The following is a 20,492-nucleotide window of genomic DNA, read 5'->3' as shown; positions in this document are numbered from 1 at the left end:
ACCGGAGATGGTAGGAGGGCGGCGGGGACCGGCACCGCCGCGGCCTCAGGCGCTGCTGGAGCCGGCGAGGCCCTACAGGCACTCCCCGTGGAGCGGGACGATCCAAACTCGCGCCAGACGGCTTCCTGGAGGCGGCAAGGGCCCTGTCACATCGCCACGGCGCGGCGGTCGGCCGAGGCTGGGTCCGGGAGAGCAGTGCCGAACGCGAACGCGCACCGGGCGGTCCCGTCAACGGGGTTGCTCGGTGCGCGGTGCGGCTGAGGGGCGTCGGGTGGGCTCAGGCGGGCGTCGTGGCGCGGGCCCGCCGCATCGACAGAACGTATTCCACGAGCGAGATGAGCACGTTCTTGGTCGACTCGCGCGAGCGGGCGTCGCAGGAGATCACCGGGACGTCGCTCGAGATGGCGAGGGCCTCGCGCACGTCGTCGGCGTTGTGGTACTGAACGCCGTCGAAGCAGTTGATGGCCACCAGGTACGGCAGGCGCCGGTGCTCGAAGAAGTCGATCGCTGCGAAGCAGTCGGCGAGGCGGCGGGTGTCCACCATGACGACCGCGCCGATGGCCCCGCGGACCAGTTCGTCCCACATGAACCAGAAGCGGGTCTGGCCCGGGGTACCGAACAGGTACAGGATCAGATCTCGGTCGATCGAGATACGACCGAAGTCCATCGCGACCGTGGTCGTCGTCTTGCCGGGCACATTACGGGTGTCATCCACACCGACACCGGCGGAGGTCATGATGGCCTCGGTGGTCAGCGGTGTGATCTCCGAGACCGAGCCGACCAGTGTGGTCTTGCCCACGCCGAAACCGCCGGCGATGACGATCTTCGCTGACGTGACCCGCCCTGGGCGGTGCGCCACGTCAGAGCCTCCGAAGTCCACTCAGCACCCTCTCAAGCAGTTCTGTGCCCACCGACTCGTTTTCGTCGAGCGAGGCCGGCTCGTACACCGCGACCAGTCCGTCGGCAGCCATGTCCGCCACGATCACCCGGGCGACACCCAGCGGGAGCTGCATGCGCGCCGCGATCTCGGCGAGAGACTGCAAGCGACCGTCGCAAAGCGTGGAAATGTATTGCTGTTCTTGGCCGTGCGCACCGCCCGGCCTCGAATTGGCCGCACGGCCACGCACGGTGGTCTCGACCAGCGCCTCGATCGCAATTTCCAGCTTGGGCCGGGTGCGACCTCGGGTGACGGCGTACGGCCTTACCAACGCGCCCGTTGGCTCATCGCGCTCGGCCATGTTCGCCGTTCACCTCCTCACTCGTCGGGCCTCGTCAACAGCTAATGCATAGTGCTCTGTCACCTAGTTCAGCTTCAACCGAGCATTGACGCGGTCGGCCGCGGGGGTGGCGTCAACGCGTCACCGACCCTATCGACAAGCAGCGCCATTTCGTAGCCGACCTGGCCGACGTCGCAGGCGCGGGCCGCGAGGACCGCGAACGACGAGCCGTCGGAGATCGACATGAGGAACAGGAAGCCGTTGTCCATTTCGACCACGGTCTGGAGCACTGCACCGCCCTCGAAGCAGCGGGAGGCGCCCTGGGTCAGGCTCACCAAGCCGGACGCGATCGCGGCGAGCTGGTCACCACGGTCGCGCGGCAGGTCACGAGAGGCGGCCAACAGCAGACCGTCGGCCGAGACCGCGACAGCGTGGGCCACCCCCGGCACTCGGTCCGCGAAGTTGGCGAGCAGCCAACCGAGATCCTGCGTAGATGTCATGCCTCTTGCTCCTTGCCAACCTGCGAGTTTTGAGGCCCGGCCGAAGTCGGCTCCGGGGTTTTCGAGTCGTCGGACCGCGTGCGGCCGCGCTGAACGCCTCGGTGATACGCCGACAACAGACCGCGCACGGACTCCGGCGTCCTCTTGTGCGCAGCGGCGGGATTCTTTTCAACCCCACCTGGAACTAGTTGCGACATCGGAACGCGCTTCGGCAAACCTCTGTCGGTCGTAGTAAATTCCTGCGCATCGGCGAGTGCCGCCGCCGCTTGCCATCCTTCGTCTGCCGCAGTGTGCCAGTTTACTGCCGGACCGCCTGTCCCCCGCTCGGCCGAACCTCGCGAACTCTCACCCGGAGAACGGGTTTCGAGCCGCTGGGCCGGCACGTACGGAGTCTGGGCGTCGCTGTAGGTGACCTCGACCGGCCGGGTGGCGGCGCCGTTGCGCTCCGGCGCCGGGGCGGGCGTGGGCGCAGGCGGGGCCGCCGGAGCGGGGTCGTCGAAACTCGGGCGCTTCGTCTGGAACCACGCCGACTCCAGCTCCCGGAAGATCGGCAGCTCCATCGTCTCGTCGACGAAGCGCTGCCGCGAGTCGCCGGCGGAGTCGCCATCCGTGGTCGCCGGGTCCCAGTCGAGCCGCACCCGCGGGATCTCCGCCGTCATGTCGACCGGCGGCTGGGGCTGGAAGGCCGGCTGCTGGGGCTGGAAGGCCGGCTGCGCGGGCTGGTACGGCTCGGGGACCGGCGCCTGGGTGGTCGCCGGAGGCCATGCGGGCAGCGTGAAGGCCGCCGGCGTCTCCGGGGTCTCCGGCCGCTGGCGCGGGATCTGGCCGCCGTTGTCGGCGTTGTCGGCGACCTCACCGTCGAGCGTCCAGTTCTCGTTCGCGCGCCGCTGGGGCAGCGGGCTGAAATCGCTCGGCGGGGCGGACCGCTGCGGGGTCGTGCCGTTGACGCCGGTCAGATCGGACCAGGCGGGCAGGCTACGACTACCGGCGCCGTTGCCGGCGCCGTTACTGGCACCGTTGCCGGCTCCGTTGCCGTAGGAGGGCGGCCCGGACGGTGCCGGATGCTGCGGCGGAGCGTCGAACGACGGCCGTTCGGCCGGTGGGGCCGGCCGTGGCGGTGCACCGTTGACGAGGTCGTTGACGGTCGGGCGCTCCCCGGTGCCGCCTTGGGAGCCGAACAGCCCGCTGCTGGTGAGCGTGCCGAGCCGGGGACCGCCGCTCGGTATGGGCCCGCTCTCCAGCGCCAGCGGCGAGGCGAACGGCGACCGCGGTGCCGGTGTCGGGGAGATCGGGCGGGCCTGGACCATGTCGTTGGGACCGACGGCGGGCATACCGGCGGTCGGCATACCGGCGGTCGCCCGCCCGGACAGCGCCCGCGGCACGAGCACGCCGGTGGGCAGCGTCATGTCGGCGATGGTGCCGCGCTCACGGGCGGCGCGCAGCTCGACCTTGACGCCGTGCCGGGCCGCCAGCCGGGCGACCACGACGAGACCCATCATCCGGGAGACGGCCACGTCGACCATCGGCGGATTGGCGAGCCGGTCGTTGAGCTCAGCCAACTGCTCGGGCGAGACGCCGATGCCGTGGTCCTCGACCAGCAGCACCGCGCGGTCGCCGACGCGCCGGGCCTCGACGATGACCGCCGAGTCGGGGGGCGAGAACGCGGTGGCGTTGTCCAGCAGCTCGGCGACCAGGTGGACCATGTCGTTGACCGCGTGGGCCGCGATCTCGATGTCCCGGTCGATCATGCCGAACTCGATGCGCGTGTAGTGCTCCACCTCGGACTGCGCGGCACGGAGCACGTCCATGAGCGGCGCGGGCTCGCGCTGGATGCGGGTGGAGTCGGCGCCGGCGAGCACCAGGAGGTTTTCGTCGTTGCGGCGCATCCGGGTGGCCAGGTGGTCGAGCTGGAACAGCTCGGCCAGACGGTCCGGGTCCTCCTCGCCGCGCTCCAGCCGGTCGAGGTGGCCGATGAGCCGGTCGACCAGGATCTGCGAGCGGCGGGCGAGGTTGACGAACATCGTCGCGACACTGGCCCGCAGGGCGGCCTGCTCGGCCGCGGTGCGGACGGCTTCGAGGTGGACGGCGTTGAACGCCTCGGCGACCTGCCCGAACTCGTCGCGGCTGCGGATCGGCAGCGGCTCGGCGATCTGCAGTGCCACCTGGTGCGGTGACATCTGCGTGGCGAGCGACGGGTCACGCAGTCGCTGCACGGCCTGTGGCAGGCCGAACTGTGCGACGGTGAGCGCGCCGTGGCGCAGCTCGCGCAGCGAACGTGCCATCGACCGGGCCACGATCCAGGCGAAGAGGATCGCCAGCAGGAGCATGCCGATCAGGAGGCCGGCGGTGATGAGCACCTGCTGCTGCAGGTCGTTGCGGTGCGCGGTCGCGCTCTCGATGTTGTGCTCGTCGAACTCGGACTCGATGCCGCGCAGCAGGTTGGCCTTGTTGACCATCGCGCTGTCCCACGCCGCTGCGGTGAACAGCTCCGTCGGCGGGGGCAGTCTGTCGCCGGTGAGCGGGGTGAGCTTGCCCTCGAACGTGGCGGCCTCGCGCAGGTCGGAGCCCGCGATCTTCTTGTCGAACAGGTCGCGGTGCCACGGCTCGGACACGACGCGGAACTGCTCCTGGGCCTGCGCGTAGCCGGTCAGCGAGGCGTCGAACTCCTTGCGGAGCTGCGGCGTGAAGGTGCCGCTGGTCAGCGCGCGGAGCACGACGACCCGCTCGATGGCCACCTGCTCCTTCATCTCGGAGATCGCGGCGGCGGCGCGCATGTCGGCGCCGAGCTCGGGGTTGGAGGAGATCTCGGCGGCGCTGTCGCGGATGCTCAGCAGGTCGTCGATCAGCGTGCGATACCGGTTGACGACGGTGCTCGCCAGGAGCTCCTTGCCACCGTCGGTGATCTGCTTGCGCATGCCCGGCAGATCGAGCAACTGCGTGTCGATGGCGGCCAACTGGCGCCGGAAGTCCTCCGGCGGGTCGGCCAGGCCGGACCGGGTGAGCCGGTAGTTCTTGCTCGCGTCTTCGGTCTTCTGGATCTGCCGCTCGAAGACGGCGCGGGCCTCGACATCGGCCGGCTGGCCGAGCACACCGAGCAGCAGCGTCGCGTTGGCGCGCTCGCTCTGCAACTCGTGGACCAGCGCGGACGCCTGGGCGGACAGTCCGGAGAGGGTGCGAGCGCGATCGGCGTCGTTCGCCTCGCCGATGTTGTTGATGAGGCCATTGGTACCGACCACGATCGTCGCGATGATGGGGACGATCATGATCAGGCCGAGCTTCGACCAGATCGGCAGGTCCCGGAGCCGGCCGACAGGGAAACGCAGACGCGAAGAGACGGGCTCCCGCGTCGTTGGCCGTTTGCTCACTTCACCGCCCTCCGAACCGGCGCCCCGCGAAACAGCGGGCACCCGCGACCGGCCGACCCTACTGGGCCGAACCTCCGAGATTCCACCATGTTGTGTCTCAAGAAGAAAGCCCAGGCCTTCCGCTGCACCTTATGCACCAGGTTGAAAGAAAGATACGGTTGATGGTGATATCCGCCGATCATCCCCCTACGCTGGGCGATTTACCCGATACACCCAGATGATCATCGGCGACAAAGATGGACATCACGGTCACCGTCAAGCCAGCTTTGCATAGGCTGGCTTGATCACATCGTTGATGAGCGCCAACCGTTCATCGAAGGGAATGAACGCACTCTTCATGGCATTCACCGTGAACCACTGCAACTCGGACCAGCCGTAGCCGAACGCCTCGACGAGCAGCGCCATCTCGCGGGACATGCAGGTGCCGCTCATCAGCCGATTGTCGGTGTTCACGGTAACCCGGAACCGCAGGTCACGCAGCAGCCCGATCGGGTGCTCCCGGATCGAGGGTGCGGCGCCGGTCTGCACGTTCGACGACGGGCAGAGCTCGAGCGGGATGCGCTTGTCCCGCACGTATGCGGCCAGCCGGCCGAGGGAGCCGTCCGGACCGATGTCGTCGACGATGCGCACGCCGTGCCCGAGCCGGTCCGCGCCGCACCACTGGATGGCCTGCCAAATCGACGGCAGGCCGAACGCTTCGCCGGCATGGATGGTGAAATGCGAGTTCTCGCGCTGGAGGTACTCGAAGGCGTCCAGGTGGCGGGTGGGCGGGAAGCCGGCCTCGGCCCCGGCGATGTCGAACCCGACGACGCCGGCGTCGCGGTATCGCACCGACAGCTCGGCGATCTCCATCGAGCGGGCCGCGTGGCGCATCGCGGTCAACAGGGTGCCGACCCGGATCGGGTTGCCGGCGGCGGCGGCCTCCCCCGAACCGTCGCGGAACCCGTCCAGTACCGCCTCCACCACCTCCGGCAGGGTCAGACCCTTCTCCAGGTGCTGCTCCGGCGCGAAGCGGACCTCCGCGTAGACCACCCCGTCGGCGGCCAGGTCGAGGGCGCATTCCCGCGCCACCCGGTGCAGGGCGTCCGCCGTCTGCATCACCGCCACGGTGTGTGAGAACGTCTCGAGGTAGCGCTCCAGGGATCCTGAGTCCGCGGCGGCGACGAACCACTCGGCCAGCCCTTCGGGGGTCGCGGCGGGCAGGTCGTGGCCGATGCCGACGGCGAGGTCGAGGATGGTGGCGGGGCGCAGTCCGCCGTCGAGGTGGTCGTGGAGCAGAGCCTTCGGCGCGCGACGGATCTCGTCGTAGGTAGGTGCAACCATGGAACGACACTAGTAGGGTGCATGCCGCCGTCATCACACATCTCCGTTGTCCGGTCTGCCACGATCCGCTTTCACCCGGTGACCGTGCGTTTCGTTGCCCACGGGGGCACTCGTTCGACCTGGCGAAGCAGGGGTACGTCGACCTGACCGCCGGCCGGACGGTGCACACCGGCGACAGCGCCGAGATGGTCGCGGCCCGCGCGGCCCTGCTCGCGGCGGGGCACTTCGACGTGATCGCCGACGCGGTGCGCTCGTGTGTCGCCACGGCCGGGTTCGTCGTCGAGGTCGGTGCCGGGACCGCGCACTACCTGGCGCGGGCGCTGGCCCTGGAGGCGACCGGCCTGGCCGTCGACGTGTCGAAGCCCGCCCTGCGGCGCGCGGCCCGGGCCGATCCCAGGGTGGGTGCCGTGCGGGCGGACGTCTGGCAGGGCCTGCCGGTCGCCGACGGCTCGGCCGACGCGGTCCTCGACGTCTTCGCCCCCCGTTCGGGCGCCGAGTTCGCCCGCATCCTCCGGCCGTCGGGGCGGCTCGTGGTGGTGACCCCGACGCCGGACCACCTGGCGGAGCTGGTGGCGGCGCTGGGCCTGATCGGCGTCGACCCGGAGAAGCCCGCCCGGCTGGCCGGCGGCCTGGAGCGGTGGTTCACCCAGGAATCGGCGCACGTGCTGACGGCCCCGCTGCGACTCCCCCGCTCCGACGCGGCCGCCCTGGCCGGCATGGGCCCCAGCGCCTGGCACGTCGATGCCGCGGCGGTGCGGGCTCGGCTGGCAGGGCTGGCCGAGCCGATCAAGGCCACCCTGGCGGTCGAGCTGTCCGTGTGGCGACGGCGCTAGGTCGAGAGATCCACTTCCTCCCAGTTGGGTGGGGGGCCGTGGTACGGACCGGTGAAGACCACCGCCCACTCCAGCGCCCAGCGCCGCTGACCCACGACGTTGGAGTCCACCTGGCCCGGCAGCGGCAGGCGGCGCCGCTCGGCCTCCAGGTATGACCAGTCCAGGCAGTAATACAGGTCCAGCAGCGTTGCCGCCGAGGCCGCGTCGCGCGGCGCCGCGAGTGTCCGGCAGCGCCACGCGGTGAACGTCTCGCCCTGCGGCAGGTTGGGCAGGCGCTCCAGCAGCCCGTCGGCCGACGGGCGCAGCGGATCGAGGTCCATCGCGATGCCCAACAGCCAGGACAGCGCGAACAGCGCCTCCAGGTGCAGCACGAAGGACCGCTCGTCGCCCTCGCCCTCGGCGACGAAGTGCCACTCCGGCAGGGTCAGCCGATCGACGAGTTTCGCCTCCAGCAGCCACGTCATCGCGAGCTTCGGCGGCATGCCGACGGTGCGGGCGAGCACCACGTTGAGGACCGCGGCGCGCGCCTCGATCTCGTCGCCGGGGCGCAACTCCACCAGGTCTCCCGGCTCCCAGCACAGGGCGAAGTTGGGCGGTGGAAGGGGAAGCCGCAGGCGGTGCAGCTCTTCGAGACTCGCCTCCCGCACGCGCTGCGGGTCCGGCGCCGTGACGCTCACCCGCGCACTGTAGCCGAGCGTCAGTCCGGATCCCTATTGGCGAGGTCAGGGGCGAACGCGGGCAGACAGATCGCCACATATTCGGCGTCTTCACCGTCGAGCGTGCTGTAGCGGATCCGTTCGCCGGCCCGCGTGACCACGGCCTGACCGGCGGAGACGTCGACGACACCGCCGTCGTACTCGACGCGGACCGTGCCGCGCAGCACAACCGTGAACTCGTCGAACACCGGGGTCTGGAACGGCTCGGTCCAGCCGCCCGGGGCGATCATCTTCGCGACCGAGACCGCGGATTCGCCGGAGTTCACCCGGCCCACGTACTCGTCGATGATCTTCCCGCCGGGCACGGGGATCTGGGTGGGTGCCTTGATCAGCTCGGGCATCAGGAGATCCTGTCCAGGATGAGCGGTCGGGGATTCGGCGGAGCTTCGGCGACGGTCACCGCGGTGCGGGCCACCTCCAGCGCGGCCGGCAGCTTCGCGGCGTCCTCCGCGCGCAGCTCCATGATCACGTCGCCGGCCTTGACTGCCGCGCCGGGCTTGCGGTGCAGGATGATCCCGGCCGAGGAGCTGACCGGATCCTCCTTGCGCGCCCGGCCGGCACCGAGCCGCCAGGCGGCGACCCCGACGGCGTAGGCGTCCATGGTGGCAACATAACCGTCCCGGTCGGCGGTGATCCGCTCGACCTCGTCGGCGACGGGCAGTGGCGCGTCCGGGTCACCGCCCTGCGCGCGGACCAGGGCCCGCCACGAGTCCATCGCCCTGCCGTCGTCGATCGCGGCCTGCGGATCGGCGTCGGCGAGACCCGCCGCGTCGAGCATCTCCCGCGCCAGCGCCATGGCCAGCGCGACGACGTCCTGCGGGCCGCCGCCGGCGAGCACCTCCAGCGACTCCTCGACCTCTACGGAGTGGCCGACGGCGCGGCCCAGCGGCACCTCCATGTCGGTGAGCAGCGCGACCGTGGTCACGTCGTGCGCCTTGCCCAACTCGACCATCGTCTGGGCCAGCTCGCGGGCGTCGGCCACGTCGCGCATGAACGCGCCCGAGCCGAACTTCACGTCGAGCACCAGCGCGCCGGTGCCCTCGGCGATCTTCTTGCTCATGATCGAGCTGGCGATCAGCGGGATCGCCTCGACGGTGCCGGTGACGTCGCGCAGGGCGTAAAGCTTGCGGTCGGCCGGGGCCAGCCCTTCGCCCGCGGCGCAGATGGCCGCGCCCACGGTGCGCAACTGCTCGACGAACTGCTCGTTCGTCAGCTTGGTGCCGAAACCCGGGATGGCCTCCAGCTTGTCCAGCGTGCCGCCGGTGTGGCCGAGACCGCGGCCGGACAACTGCGGTACCGCCGCACCACAGGCGGCGACGAGGGGCGTCAGCGGCAGAGTGATCTTGTCGCCGACGCCGCCCGTCGAGTGTTTGTCGACGGTCGGGCGCCCCACCTCCGACAGGTCCAGCCGCTCGCCGGAGGCGATCATGGCGGCGGTCCAGCGGGCGATCTCGGCGGCGGTCATGCCGTTGAGCAGGATCGCCATCGCCAGGGCCGACATCTGCTCGTCGGCGACCGCGCCGCGGGTGTACGCGTCGACGACCCAGTCGATCTGCTCGTCGCTCAGGCGGCCCTTGTCCCGCTTGGTGCGGATGACGTCCACGGCCGCGAAGCTCATCGGGTGCTCCAGTCCTGCTCGATGCCGGCCGGCCGGGGGGTGTCCCCCGCCCAGCTAGCGGTGCCCTGCGCGTCGATCACGACGACACGGGGCGTGCGGATCCGGCCCCAGTTGACCGCCTCGGCGGCGGTGTCCCAGGTCGGCCCCTCCTCGAGGATGCCCGTCCGCTCGTCGTCGCCGGTGCCGGACGAGCGCTCCCAGTACGCGGTCCAGACCTGCTGGCCCGCGGCGATCTCGGGGTGGACGAAGACGGTGCCGCTGCCGACCTTCAGCGCGAGCGCCGCCGGGACGGTCGGCTGCTTGTCCCGCTCGGCCGCGAACCGCTCCAGGTCGGTGTCGTCGAACGCATACGGCAGCAGCGCCGTCATGGGCAGCGGCCCGCTCGCGTGGTCGATGAGCAGCGACGGACCGCCGTGCTCCCACAGGAGCTGGCGGCAGCGGCCGCACGGCATGAGCGGGCGGCCCTCACCGTCGACGCAGGCGAGCGCTACGAGCCGGCCGCCGCCGGTCACCCGGAGGTTGGAGACCAGCCCGCACTCGGCGCACAGACCCAGGCCGTACGACGCGTTCTCGACGTTGCAGCCGACCACCACCCGGCCGTCGTCGACGAGCGCCGCCGCGCCGACCGGAAAGTTCGAGTACGGGGCGTAGGCACGCTCCATCGCCGTGATGGCCGCGCTTCGCAGCGCGGCCCAGTCGACGTCCACCCGTCATCCTCCACGTCTGTACGGCTTGCCGTCCGCGGCAGGCGGTCGGAGCCGCTGCGCGGCGAGCGCCAGCACCACGAGGACCGTGACGTAGGGCGCGGCCTGCACGAGTGCCGTCGGGATCGTGTCCACCGAGAAGAACAATACGTAGGACAGGACGCCCAGGACGGCGGAAGCGACGGCGACCACGCGGTTGCGGCGCCGGAACTCCCAGATCGCGAGCGCCAGCAGGAGCGCCCCCACGAGGATGAGCAGGGCGTGCACCGACTCGCTGCCGCGCCGCAGTTGCAGCGCGTCGGTGTAGCCGAACAGGGAGGCGCCCAGCGCCAGGCCACCCGGCCGCCAGTTGCCGAAGATCATCGCGGCGAGACCGATGTAGCCGCGGCCACCGGTCTGGCCCTCTCGGTAGATCGCCGAACTCACCGTCGACAGGAACACGCCGCCCAGGCCGGCCATCGCGCCGGAGATGATCACGCCGTAGTACTTGTACCGGTACACGTTGATGCCGAGGCTCTCGGCGGCGTGCGGGTCCTCGCCGACGGAACGGACCCGCAGGCCGAACGTGGTGCGCCAGAGCAGCCACCAGCTCAGCGGGATCAGCAGCACCACGAGGATCGTCACGATCGACACGTCGACCAGCAGGCCACGCAGGACCCCGGCAACGTCACTGATCAGGAACCAGTGCTTGCGCTCGAGCCCGGCCAGGTCGTCGACGAACGGCACGGAGACGCGGGGCAGGCGGGACACGGTCGGCGACTGGGTCGCACCGGCGCCGGGAGTGCCGTTCCACGCGAGATAGGAGAGGTACCGCGCGAGGCCCGGCGCCAGAATCGTCATCGCCACACCGGAGATGATGTGGTCGACGCCGAAGGTGACGGTCGCCACCGCGTGCACGAGCCCGCCGACGGCACCGCCGAGGACGCCGAGCAGCAGCCCGACCCACGGGCCGAACTCGATGCTCCCCCAGGCGCCGAACCACGTGCCGAGGATGAGCTGGCCTTCGAGGCCGATGTTGACGACGCCGGCACGCTCGGACCAGAGGCCGCCGAGGCCGGCCAGGCCGAGCGGGATCGCGGCCTGGAGGGCCGCCTGGACGGCGCCCTGCGAGGTGACGTCGTCGGCGCCGGTGAGCAGGTGCACCAGCGAGAGACCGATGAGCACCCCGGCGATGATGAGCAGGACCTTAGGGGTGGTCATCCGCCGCGACTTCGGCTTGCCCGCCGGGGCCGCCGGAGCGGTCGAGAGCATGGTGTCGGCGGTCACTTCGACTCCTCCGTGCCGGCGTCACCGGACTTGGCCTGGGTCTCCGTCGCGGTGGCGCCCGGGGCGGTCGCGCCACCGGCGCCGCCCGTCGGGACGCCGGCCGCGGCCAGCGGGGCCGAACCGGCCGGGACCGCGGTCGCGACACCGACCCGTTTCTGCTGGGCGCGGCGGCCGATGCGGGCGGCCAGCTCGTAGGCGATGACCACGGACAGGACGGCGACGCCCTGCATGATCAGGACGATCTCCTTGGGGATACCGTCGAGGTCGAGGATGAGCTGCGAGCGGGCCAGGAAGCCCCAGAGGATCGCGCCCAGCGCCATGCCGACCGGGTGGTTGCGGCCGAGCAGCGCGACCGCGATGCCGGTGAAGCCGATGCCGCCGAAGCCCTCGGTGTAGGTGTGGCTCTCGCCGAGCATGCGGGGCAGGTTGACCAGGCCGGCGATCGCACCGGAGATCAGCATGGCGACGATCACCATCCGCTTGGCGTCGACGCCGCTGGCCACCGCCGCGCTCGGGTTGTGGCCGGTGGCCCGCAGATCGAAGCCGAAGCGGGTGCGGCCGATGCCGAACCAGTAGACGACGCCCAGGACCACCGCGATCACCAGGAAGCCGAGCACCTTCTGGTCGGTGCCGGAGATGATCGGCAGGCCGGGCATCCGGGAGTTTCCGGGCAGGATGCCGGTGGTCTTGATCTGCGCGCGGGGCTCCTGGACACCCCAGTGGTCGTTGAGCAGCCAGGTGACGACGAGGCCGCCGATGGCGTTGAGCATCAGGGTCGAGATGACCTCGCTGACCCCGCGCCGGGTCTTCAGCAGCGCCGCGATGAGGGCCCAGAGCGCGCCGACGATCATCGCCACGACGATGATCAGCACGATCCGCACCGGTCCCGGGACCCAGCTCATGAAGGAGGCACTGGCCAGCGCGCCGGCCATGAACGCGCCGATCTTCGACTGGCCCTCGACGCCGATGTTGAACAGGCCCATCTTGAAGCCGATGGCGACCGCGACGGCGGCGATGTAGTACTCGCTGGCCTTGTTGAGGATCTCGACCTGCGAGTCGGGCACCGTACCGTAGTCGTACATATGCTGGAAGGCCAGCAGCGGGTCCTTGCCGCTGATGAGCAGCGCGACCGACGAGATCGCCGCGGCGATGATCAGGGCCGCGACAGGGGCGATGAGCTGCGGTAGCAGCTTGCCGAGGTCGATCCGCCGGGAGCCTACGGCGGCGGTCATGCCCCCTCCTCGCTTCGCTCGTCGGTGTCCTGACCTTCACACTGAGCCGGTCGACGACCGGCCCCTCCGCTGCGCTCCGGACCGGTCATGCGCCCTCCGCTCCGCTCCGGCCGCACGACCTCCACACTGAGCCCACGATGACCGGCCCCTCCGCTGCGCTCCGGACCGGTCATGGGGTGGCCTCCTGCTGTCCCGCTGCGGCGGCGGTCGGGTCGGTCGTCGCGCCGGTCATGGCGACGCCGAGCTGCTCGGGCGTGACCGTCGCGGGGTCGGCGTCGGCCACCAGCCGCCCACCGTAGATGACCTTCAGCGAGTCGGACAGGCCGATCAGCTCGTCGAGGTCGGCGGAGATCAACAGCACGCCCATCCCGGCGATGCGCGCACTACGGATGTGGTCCCAGATCGCGGCCTGGGCACCGACGTCAACCCCGCGGGTCGGGTGCGCGGCGATGAGCACCTTGGGCGCGTGGCTCATCTCGCGGCCGACGATGAGCTTCTGCTGGTTGCCGCCGGAGAGCGCCACGGCGGCGACGTCGATGTTGGGGGTGCGGACGTCGTACTCGGCGACGATCCGGATGGTGTCGCGCCGGGCGCCGCCGACGTCGATGAGGGGCCCGCGGGCGTTGGGCCGCTGGGTCTGGTGCCCGAGGATGCGGTTCTCCCAGAGCGGCGCGTCGAGCAGCAGGCCCTGCCGGTGCCGGTCCTCCGGGATGTAGCCGATACCGGCCTCGCGCCGGCGGCGCGTGGTCCAGGCGGACACGTCGGTGTCACCCAGCAGCACGGTGCCGGTGGCGGGCCGCATACCCATGATCGCCTCGGCGAGCTCGGCCTGACCGTTGCCCTCGACGCCGGCGACGCCGACGACCTCGCCCTTGTGGATCGTGAACGTGGCCTCGGAGACGACCGGGCGGCCGTCGGCGCCCGTGACGGTGAGGCCCCTGACGACCAGGGCCGGCACGTCGGTGACGGTCGACTCGCGGGCCTCGGGGCTGGGCAGCTCGCTGCCGACCATGAGCGTGGCCAACTGGCGGGCCGTGACGTCGGCGGGCTTGACGGAGGCGACCGTCGTGCCGCGGCGGATGACGGTGATGTCGTCGGCGACGGCCCGCACCTCGTGGAGCTTGTGCGAGATGAACAGCACGGTCAGGCCTTCGCGGATGAGCTCGCGGAGGTTGCCGAACAGCTCGTCGACCTCCTGCGGGACCAGCACCGCGGTCGGCTCGTCGAGGATCAGGATGCGGGCGCCGCGATAGAGCACCTTGAGGATCTCGACGCGCTGGCGGTCGCCGACCCCGAGGTCCTCGACGAGCTCGTCGGGCTCGACGCCCAGCCCGTACCGCTGGGATATCTCTTTGATCCTGGTCCTGGCCCGCGCACCGATCCCGTGCAGCTTCTCGGCTCCGAGCACGACGTTTTCGGCGACCGTGAAGTTGTCGGCCAGCATGAAGTGCTGGTGCACCATGCCGATGCCGGCCTCGATCGCCCCCTGCGGCGAGGAGAACCGCACGGGGCGGCCCTCGATCAGAATCTCGCCCTCGTCCGGGGCCTGCATCCCGTAGAGAATCTTCATGAGGGTCGACTTGCCGGCACCGTTCTCACCGACGATCGCGTGGATCGTGCCCTTCCGGACGGCGAGATTGACGTCGGAATTCGCCACAACGCCGGGGAACCTTTTGGTGATCCCCTTCAGTTCGACGGCGGGTGGTTCCGCGGTCATCCAGAGGCTCCTAACACGTGCTGGCGGGGGACCGGATCACAGTCCCCCGCCACGCACCGGATGTCTACTGTTACTTGCTACTACTTCGTCGGCACCATGGTCTTGCCGGACACGATGTCGGCTTTGAACCCGTCGAGCTTGTCCTTGATGTCGTCGACCTGACCACCGGAGGTGGCGTAGCCGACGCCGTCGGCCTTCAGGTCGAACACCGTCGGACCGGCCTTGAACTTGCCCGCCGCGTAGTCCTTGACGAAGTTGAAGACGGCGTTGTCGACCCGCTTGAGCATCGACGTCATGATGACCGTCTTGAGCGACGCGTCGGTCACGGTGTTGTACTGGTCCGAGTCGACACCGATGGCGAGGGTCTTCTTGGCCTTGGCAGCCTCGAAGACGCCGGTGCCGGAGCCGCCGGCCGCCGCGTAGATGATGTCGGCACCCTTGTCGTACATGCCGCTGGCGGCGGTGTTGCCGCCGGTCGGGTCGTTGAAGCCCTTGCAGGCCTCGGCCGGGGTCGACAGGTAGTTGGTCAGGACCTTGACGTCGGCCTTGGCGGCCTTGGCACCGGCCGTGAAGCCCGCCTCGAACTTCTTGATCAGGTCGACCTGGCAGCCACCGATGAAGCCGACCGTGCCGGTCTTGGTCTTCAGGGCCGCGGCGGCACCGACCAGGAACGAGCCCTGCTCCTCGGCGAACACGAGGTCGGCCACGTTGTCGGCGGTCGTGCCGCCGTCGACGATGGCGAACTTGGTGTTCGGGCAGTCCTTGGCGGCACGGGCCAGCGGGCCGTTCTTGGCGTCGGCGCCGTCGTAGACGAAGCCGACGGCGATCACCGGGTTGTAGCCGCTCTGGCAGAGCAGCTTCAGCCGTGAATACTTGTCGTTCTCGCTCTCGCCGGCGACCGCGGCCAGATCCTTGACATCGATGTTGAGGTCGCTCCTGACCCGGTCGAGGCCCGCGGCGGCGGAGTCGTTGAAGGACTTGTCGCCCCGACCACCGATGTCGAAGGCGAGGCCCACCTTGACGTTCTGCTTCGCAGGGGCGCTGCCGTCGCTGCCCGTCCCGCTGCCACTGTCATCGCCGCATGCGGCCGTGCCCAACGCGACGATCGCCACGGCGGCAGCCGCGAGAACCTTCATCCCACGCACTCGGCGCAAGACGGTCTCCCTTCCCAAAGCACCGCCCCAACGCGGTGAACCCAACGGCGGGAGCGTACGCCCTCGGACCGACAGTTCTGCAGTTTGCGGCCGGGTTGGGAGCGGTGCGTTATAGGGCCGTGACGTGCCGGCGGTCGCGCCGACTTACCGAGATGGATCTTGCAACACGCGGTTTACCTCCAAAAGACCGCAACCGCGGCGTTAACGAGCGTTAATCCAACGAGAGCCGTGAAGTGGCCGGTGTTGACCACCTCTCGCTTGCGGGAGAAGAAGGCCATCACGAAGATCGCGATCCCGATCACAGCCTTCACGACCAGCTTGGCCGGCGCCGGCTCGGCATCGCCGCCGCCCCGCAGCGGAGCGGCCAGCGCGATCCCGGTCAAGACCTGGATCGTCGCACCCCACACCATGGCGCTGTTGATGCGGATGTGCTTCGAGATGTACTGCGTGACGGCGCCACCCAGCAGGAGGGCGAACCCGATCAGGTGGGCGTAGAGAAGAATCAGCCGGAGAGGTTCCACCACCGCAACGTAGCGGCTCGTTGACCCTCCACCCACTGGAGGGTCCACTCTGGGCTACATGAACATCGGGGAGCTGTCGCGCCTGACCGGGCTGCCGGTGAAGACGATCCGGTACTACTCGGACGTCGGCCTGGTGCCGGAGGCGGAACGGTCACGGGCCAACTACCGGCGATACGACCACGCGTCCCTCGTCCGGCTGGAGTTCGTCCGCACCCTGCGCGAGCTGGGCCTCGACATCGCGACCATCCGCCGGGTCCTCGACCGGGACGTCGACCTGGCCAGCGTCGCCGCCGCGCACGCCGAGGCCATCGGGGTCCAGATCCGGGTGCTGCGCCTGCGCCGGGCGGCTCTGCGCGCGGCGGCCCGCCGCGACCCCTCACCCGAGGAGCTCGAGCGGATGACGAGGATCGCCCAGGCCAGTGCCGACGAGCGGCAACGCGTCATCGACGAGTTCTTCGACAGCATCTTCACCGACGTGCCGGGCTCCCCCGAGGCCGCCGAGTTCTCGGCCAGGATGCGCAGTGTCTCCGCGGACCTGCCCGACGACCCCACCGACGAGCAGGTCGACGCGTGGATAGAGCTCGCCGAGATGGTGCGTGAGCCCGACTTCCGGGCGAGGCTGCGCGAGATGAGCCGACGCAGCTTCACGGCCGCCACCCCGCGCGCGGTCCCGACCGATTGGTCGGAGATCACCTGGTTCACGGACCTCATCGCCGGGGCCATGGACCGGGGCGTGACCCCGGAGTCGCCGGACGCGGCACCGGTGGTCTCCGAGGTGCTCGAACGCTGGGCGACCGGCACCGGCCGCCACGCCGACGCCGCTTACCGGGCGGAGATCATCGAGGCGCTGGAGCTCTCGATCGACCCGCGGGCCGAGCGGTACTGGCAACTGATGGCCGTGATCAACGACTGGCCCCCGGTGCCGACGACGACGCACCGCTGGTCGTGGTTCCTGTCAGCGGTGCACGCCCACCGGTTGCCGTGATCACCGGGGCCTGGGCGCCGTCGCCGCCGAGGTGTGCCGACCGGCCCACGTTCCGCCACAATCCGCCGCCGTGCAGTTCGACCTCATGATCATGGGAAAGATCTGGCTATCGGGGCAGCCACCTCTTTCCCATGATCATGAGATGGAGCGGCCTGGCGGCGGGTTAGGACCATACAGCGGAAATATCGCCTGGCCAACACGTCTCAGCAGGCGAAAGAGCTTCCACGGCAGGGCTGAGACGCTAGCGTGGCGGCGTGGAATGGTGGCGAAGTGCGGTGATTTACCAGGTTTACCCGCGCAGTTTCGCGGACTCCAACGGTGACGGTGTCGGGGACCTTCCGGGCATCACCGGCCGGTTGAGCTACCTGGCGGACCTCGGGGTGGACGCCGTCTGGCTGTCGCCGTTCTACCGGTCGCCGATGGTCGACGGAGGATACGACGTCGCCGACTATTGTGCCGTCGACCCGATCTTCGGCACCCTGCGCGATTTTGACGACCTGCTCGCCGAGGCGCACCGCATCGGGCTGCGCGTCATCGTCGACATCGTCCCGAACCATTCTTCCGATCTACACCCGTGGTTCCAGCAAGGACTGCGCGACCGGTACATCTTCGCCGAAGGGCGCGGGGACGGACCGCCCAACGACTGGCAGTCGCTGTTCGGCGGCCCGGCCTGGACCCGCGTCGCGGACGGGCACTGGTACCTGCACCTGTTCGACCCCGGCCAGCCCGACCTGAATTGGCGAAATCCACAGGTCGGCAAGGAGTTCGACGCCATTCTCCGATTCTGGCTGGACCGCGGCGTCGACGGATTCCGCGTCGACGTGGCACACGGAATGGTCAAGGCCGAAGGACTGCCGGACGTCGCCGGACAGGCCGTCCTGCCGTACTTCGACCAGGAGGAGGTGCACGAGATCTACCGCGGCTGGCGAAGGATCCTCGACTCCTACCCCGGGCAGCGCATGGCCGTCGCCGAGGTGTTCGACTCCACGCCGGAGCGGGTGGCGCGATACGTCGCCGGGGACGAACTGCACCAGGCGTTCAACTTCGATTTTCTCGAGGCGCCGTGGGAGCCGGCGACCTTGCGGCGGGTCATCGACGCCTCGATCGAGGCCGCCGGGCTGGTCGGGGCGCCCGCCACCTGGGTGCTGTCGAACCACGACCGGCAGCGGCACGTCACCCGCTTCGGGGACGGGGTCGTCGGCCTGCGGCGGGCCCGGGCGGCCGCGCTGCTGATGCTGGGCCTGCCCGGTTCGGCGTACATCTACCAGGGTGAGGAACTCGGGCTGTCCGAGGTGCTCGACCTGCCCGACGAGCTGCGGCTCGACCCGCAGCGGATCCGCTCCGGGGGCAAGCTGACCGGCCGGGACGGCTGCCGGGTGCCGCTGCCTTGGGAGCGTGACACACCGCCGTTCGGGTTCGGACCGTCGGAGCGGGCCTGGCTGCCGATGCCCCGTGAGTGGGCCGCGTCGACCGTGGAGGCGCAGCGGGACGATCCCGACTCGATGCTCAACCTCTATCGCCGGGCGCTCAGCCTGCGCCGACCGGCACACCGACTGGCCTGGCGGCCGGCGCCGGAGGGCGTGTTGTGCTTCGAGACCGAGCAGTTGGTGGTGGCGGCGAACCTGAGCGGGTCGGCGGTCCCGCTGCCCGGCCCGCCGATCCTCGCCAGCTCGCCGGTCGACGAGCTGCTGCCGCCCGACACGACGGTGTGGCTGCCGCGGGACACCACCGGCTGAGACCGGCGGTGTCCCGCGGGACGATGGTCAGGACGTGAGCTTGGCGGCGATCCGGGCGAAGCCCGCACGGATCTCGTCGACCGACGGCGGCTCGTGCGTGTGGTCCTCGTCCTCGCCGTGGTCGTGGTCGTGGTACTCGGTGTCCGCAAGCTCGGCGTCGAGCGCCGCCGTCTCCACGTCCTCGTTCTCGGCGGCCATCCGGGCCGCGGCGATGTCGCCCTGGATCTGGGCGACCGTCACGTGTGGCTGGAGCGGCTCGACGACGGCCATCAGGTCTTCGTCGGCCACCACCGCCTCCGCGAGCGCCAGTGCGTGCGCCCTTTCGTAGGGGCCGCAGACGACCGGCTCCCACTCTTCCTCGTCGTCGAGCGGGCCGAAGGTGATGATCCACGGCAGGGTCAGCGCCGGCGCGTCGGCCGGCAGGTCCAAAGTCACGAGTGCACCCACGGCGCCCATCATGACGGGTCGCGGCGCTCGACCGGCGTCGAACCGCCGGAAGAAACGATCCGGCGTGCCATCTCGGCCGCCGCCGCGGCGGCGGCGGAAGAAGCGGCCGTGGCAGGCCGAGCGGCCGCAGCGGACGGCGAGGCGGCGGAAGGCGAGGCGGCGGAAGGAGCGGTCGACGGGAGAGCCGACCGTACCGTCTCCGCCGCACGTTCGGTCGTCTCCGCCGCCTCCTCCACCAACTGAGCGGCGCGGACCGCGGCATTCACGTCGCCGCGCGGCTCGCCGCCCGCCAGGTCCTTGACCCGGCCGTGCGGGCTGGTCGCGGCCAGCGCCGCGGCGAAGAGCAGCAACTGGTGCAGCAGGTACATGTAGAGCAGCAGCCCGATCGTGCCCGCGACCAACTGGTACGCGGGGTTGTGCTCCGCGCGGGTGATGTACAGCTTCCCCACCGTCTTGAGCAGCCCGAGCCCGATGGCGAAGAGCAACGCCGACGGCCACAGCCGCCGCAGCGACATGCGCAGGCGGGGCACGCCGGCCAGCAGGGCCGCGCCGAGGATGAGGTCGACGATCCCCGACAGCAGCGTCGCCGTGCCGCGCAGTGCGACGCGGATCGGGTCCTGCTCGAAGTCGCCGGCCAGCCAGTACAGCAGCTCCTGGACGCCGGCGAAGATGCCGACCGAGATGAGCAGCAGCAGGCCCAGGGCCACGAGCACGCCCAGGTCGACCAGCCACCGCACGATCGGGTTGCCGGGATGCTCCTGCAACTGCCAGAGCGCCCGCTGTGAGGAGCGCAGGTTCTCCACCCAGCCGACGCCGGCGATGATCAGGCCGACCAGCGCGATGAGGCCGATCTGCTGGCTGCCGGCGAAGATCTCGTCGGCCTGTAGCTGCGGCAGGTTGGCCCGGAGGTACACCTGGACGCGATCGACGACCGCCGGGTTGCCGCCGAGCACCCGGCCCAGGATGAAGAACGCCACGACCGCCATGGCGAAGACGGCGAAGAAGCCGTAGTACGCCGTCGCCGCGGCGAGCCGGGCGGCGTCCACGTCGAAGTACCGCTGCTGTGCCCGCCAGACGTGGTCGAACACCCGCGAGCGGCGCCGCCCGGCGGCCACCGCGCGATCGAACCCGGCCTCCAGCCGGTCGAGCAGGCTCACC

Annotated in this window: 19 protein-coding genes; 3 read left to right on the top strand and 16 right to left on the bottom strand. The window is 70.3% G+C overall.

The window, feature by feature from the left end; genetic code table 11:
* Positions 1-277 precede the first annotated feature (277 nt).
* The 5 genes from Drose_RS04030 to Drose_RS04010 form a co-directional block, all read right to left on the bottom strand.
* Entirely contained in the window at positions 278-880 is a 603-nt protein-coding gene (locus Drose_RS04030) for a GTP-binding protein (RefSeq protein ID WP_260726807.1), read from the bottom strand.
* Positions 861-1,238: a DUF742 domain-containing protein gene (locus Drose_RS04025; protein ID WP_260726806.1), complete on the bottom strand. Its 378-nt coding sequence runs from the start codon at positions 1,236-1,238 to the stop codon at positions 861-863. The genes Drose_RS04030 and Drose_RS04025 overlap by 20 nt, the downstream gene beginning before the upstream one ends.
* A gap of 74 nt (positions 1,239-1,312) precedes the next feature.
* The gene (locus Drose_RS04020; protein ID WP_033358336.1) at positions 1,313-1,717 is read right to left on the bottom strand and encodes a roadblock/LC7 domain-containing protein; all 405 of its coding nucleotides are present in this window, start codon (positions 1,715-1,717) and stop codon (positions 1,313-1,315) included.
* Complete coding sequence (locus Drose_RS04015; RefSeq protein ID WP_260726805.1) at positions 1,714-5,082, bottom strand: sensor histidine kinase; 3,369 nt, start codon at positions 5,080-5,082, stop codon at positions 1,714-1,716. The genes Drose_RS04020 and Drose_RS04015 overlap by 4 nt, the downstream gene beginning before the upstream one ends.
* Positions 5,083-5,337: 255 nt before the next feature.
* Positions 5,338-6,405, bottom strand: a complete 1,068-nt coding sequence (locus Drose_RS04010; RefSeq protein ID WP_260726804.1) for an adenosine deaminase — start codon at positions 6,403-6,405, stop codon at positions 5,338-5,340.
* 17 nt (positions 6,406-6,422) lie between these two features.
* Between Drose_RS04010 and Drose_RS04005 the strand changes: the two genes are divergently transcribed.
* Positions 6,423-7,238 (top strand): putative RNA methyltransferase, encoded by an 816-nt coding sequence (locus Drose_RS04005; protein WP_260726803.1) that lies wholly within the window; start codon positions 6,423-6,425, stop codon positions 7,236-7,238.
* Here Drose_RS04005 and Drose_RS04000 read toward each other — a convergent pair.
* The 9 genes from Drose_RS04000 to Drose_RS03960 form a co-directional block, all read right to left on the bottom strand.
* Complete coding sequence (locus Drose_RS04000) at positions 7,235-7,915, bottom strand: DUF4272 domain-containing protein (protein ID WP_260726802.1); 681 nt, start codon at positions 7,913-7,915, stop codon at positions 7,235-7,237. The two genes, Drose_RS04005 and Drose_RS04000, sit on opposite strands and share 4 nt — an antisense overlap.
* Before the next feature lie 20 nt (positions 7,916-7,935).
* Complete coding sequence (locus Drose_RS03995; RefSeq protein WP_260726801.1) at positions 7,936-8,295, bottom strand: cupin domain-containing protein; 360 nt, start codon at positions 8,293-8,295, stop codon at positions 7,936-7,938.
* The gene (locus Drose_RS03990) at positions 8,295-9,572 is read right to left on the bottom strand and encodes a thymidine phosphorylase (protein WP_260726800.1); all 1,278 of its coding nucleotides are present in this window, start codon (positions 9,570-9,572) and stop codon (positions 8,295-8,297) included. The genes Drose_RS03995 and Drose_RS03990 overlap by 1 nt, the downstream gene beginning before the upstream one ends.
* Positions 9,569-10,279 (bottom strand): cytidine deaminase, encoded by a 711-nt coding sequence (locus Drose_RS03985; protein ID WP_260726799.1) that lies wholly within the window; start codon positions 10,277-10,279, stop codon positions 9,569-9,571. The genes Drose_RS03990 and Drose_RS03985 overlap by 4 nt, the downstream gene beginning before the upstream one ends.
* 3 nt (positions 10,280-10,282) lie before the next feature.
* Positions 10,283-11,542 (bottom strand): ABC transporter permease, encoded by a 1,260-nt coding sequence (locus Drose_RS03980; RefSeq protein ID WP_260726798.1) that lies wholly within the window; start codon positions 11,540-11,542, stop codon positions 10,283-10,285.
* A complete protein-coding gene (locus Drose_RS03975; RefSeq protein WP_260726797.1) occupies positions 11,539-12,774 on the bottom strand; it encodes an ABC transporter permease in 1,236 nt (411 codons plus the stop codon). The genes Drose_RS03980 and Drose_RS03975 overlap by 4 nt, the downstream gene beginning before the upstream one ends.
* 169 nt (positions 12,775-12,943) lie before the next feature.
* Entirely contained in the window at positions 12,944-14,491 is a 1,548-nt protein-coding gene (locus tag Drose_RS03970; RefSeq protein ID WP_260726796.1) for an ABC transporter ATP-binding protein, read from the bottom strand.
* 80 nt (positions 14,492-14,571) lie between these two features.
* Entirely contained in the window at positions 14,572-15,627 is a 1,056-nt protein-coding gene (locus Drose_RS03965) for a BMP family lipoprotein (RefSeq protein ID WP_260726795.1), read from the bottom strand.
* A gap of 191 nt (positions 15,628-15,818) precedes the next feature.
* Entirely contained in the window at positions 15,819-16,166 is a 348-nt protein-coding gene (locus Drose_RS03960) for a hypothetical protein (protein WP_260726794.1), read from the bottom strand.
* 58 nt (positions 16,167-16,224) lie between these two features.
* Here Drose_RS03960 and Drose_RS03955 point away from each other — a divergent pair, with 58 nt between their 5' ends.
* Both Drose_RS03955 and Drose_RS03950 read left to right on the top strand, forming a co-directional pair.
* Complete coding sequence (locus Drose_RS03955) at positions 16,225-17,151, top strand: MerR family transcriptional regulator (protein ID WP_260726793.1); 927 nt, start codon at positions 16,225-16,227, stop codon at positions 17,149-17,151.
* A 254-nt stretch (positions 17,152-17,405) separates the two neighbouring features.
* Positions 17,406-18,887, top strand: coding sequence for a glycoside hydrolase family 13 protein (locus tag Drose_RS03950; protein ID WP_260726792.1), 1,482 nt, complete (start codon positions 17,406-17,408; stop codon positions 18,885-18,887).
* A 27-nt stretch (positions 18,888-18,914) separates the two neighbouring features.
* Here Drose_RS03950 and Drose_RS03945 read toward each other — a convergent pair whose 3' ends face one another.
* The gene (locus tag Drose_RS03945; RefSeq protein ID WP_260726791.1) at positions 18,915-19,334 is read right to left on the bottom strand and encodes a hypothetical protein; all 420 of its coding nucleotides are present in this window, start codon (positions 19,332-19,334) and stop codon (positions 18,915-18,917) included.
* Positions 19,335-19,342: 8 nt separating this feature from the next.
* Positions 19,343-20,491 carry a YihY/virulence factor BrkB family protein gene (locus Drose_RS03940; protein WP_260726790.1) on the bottom strand — a complete coding sequence of 383 codons (1,149 nt, stop codon included), beginning with the start codon at positions 20,489-20,491 and terminating at the stop codon, positions 19,343-19,345.
* Position 20,492 lies beyond the last annotated feature (1 nt).

The organism is Dactylosporangium roseum, from assembly GCF_025264685.1.
Lineage (GTDB): Bacteria > Actinomycetota > Actinomycetes > Mycobacteriales > Micromonosporaceae > Dactylosporangium > Dactylosporangium roseum.
This window is presented reverse-complemented; position numbering and strand designations above follow the sequence as displayed.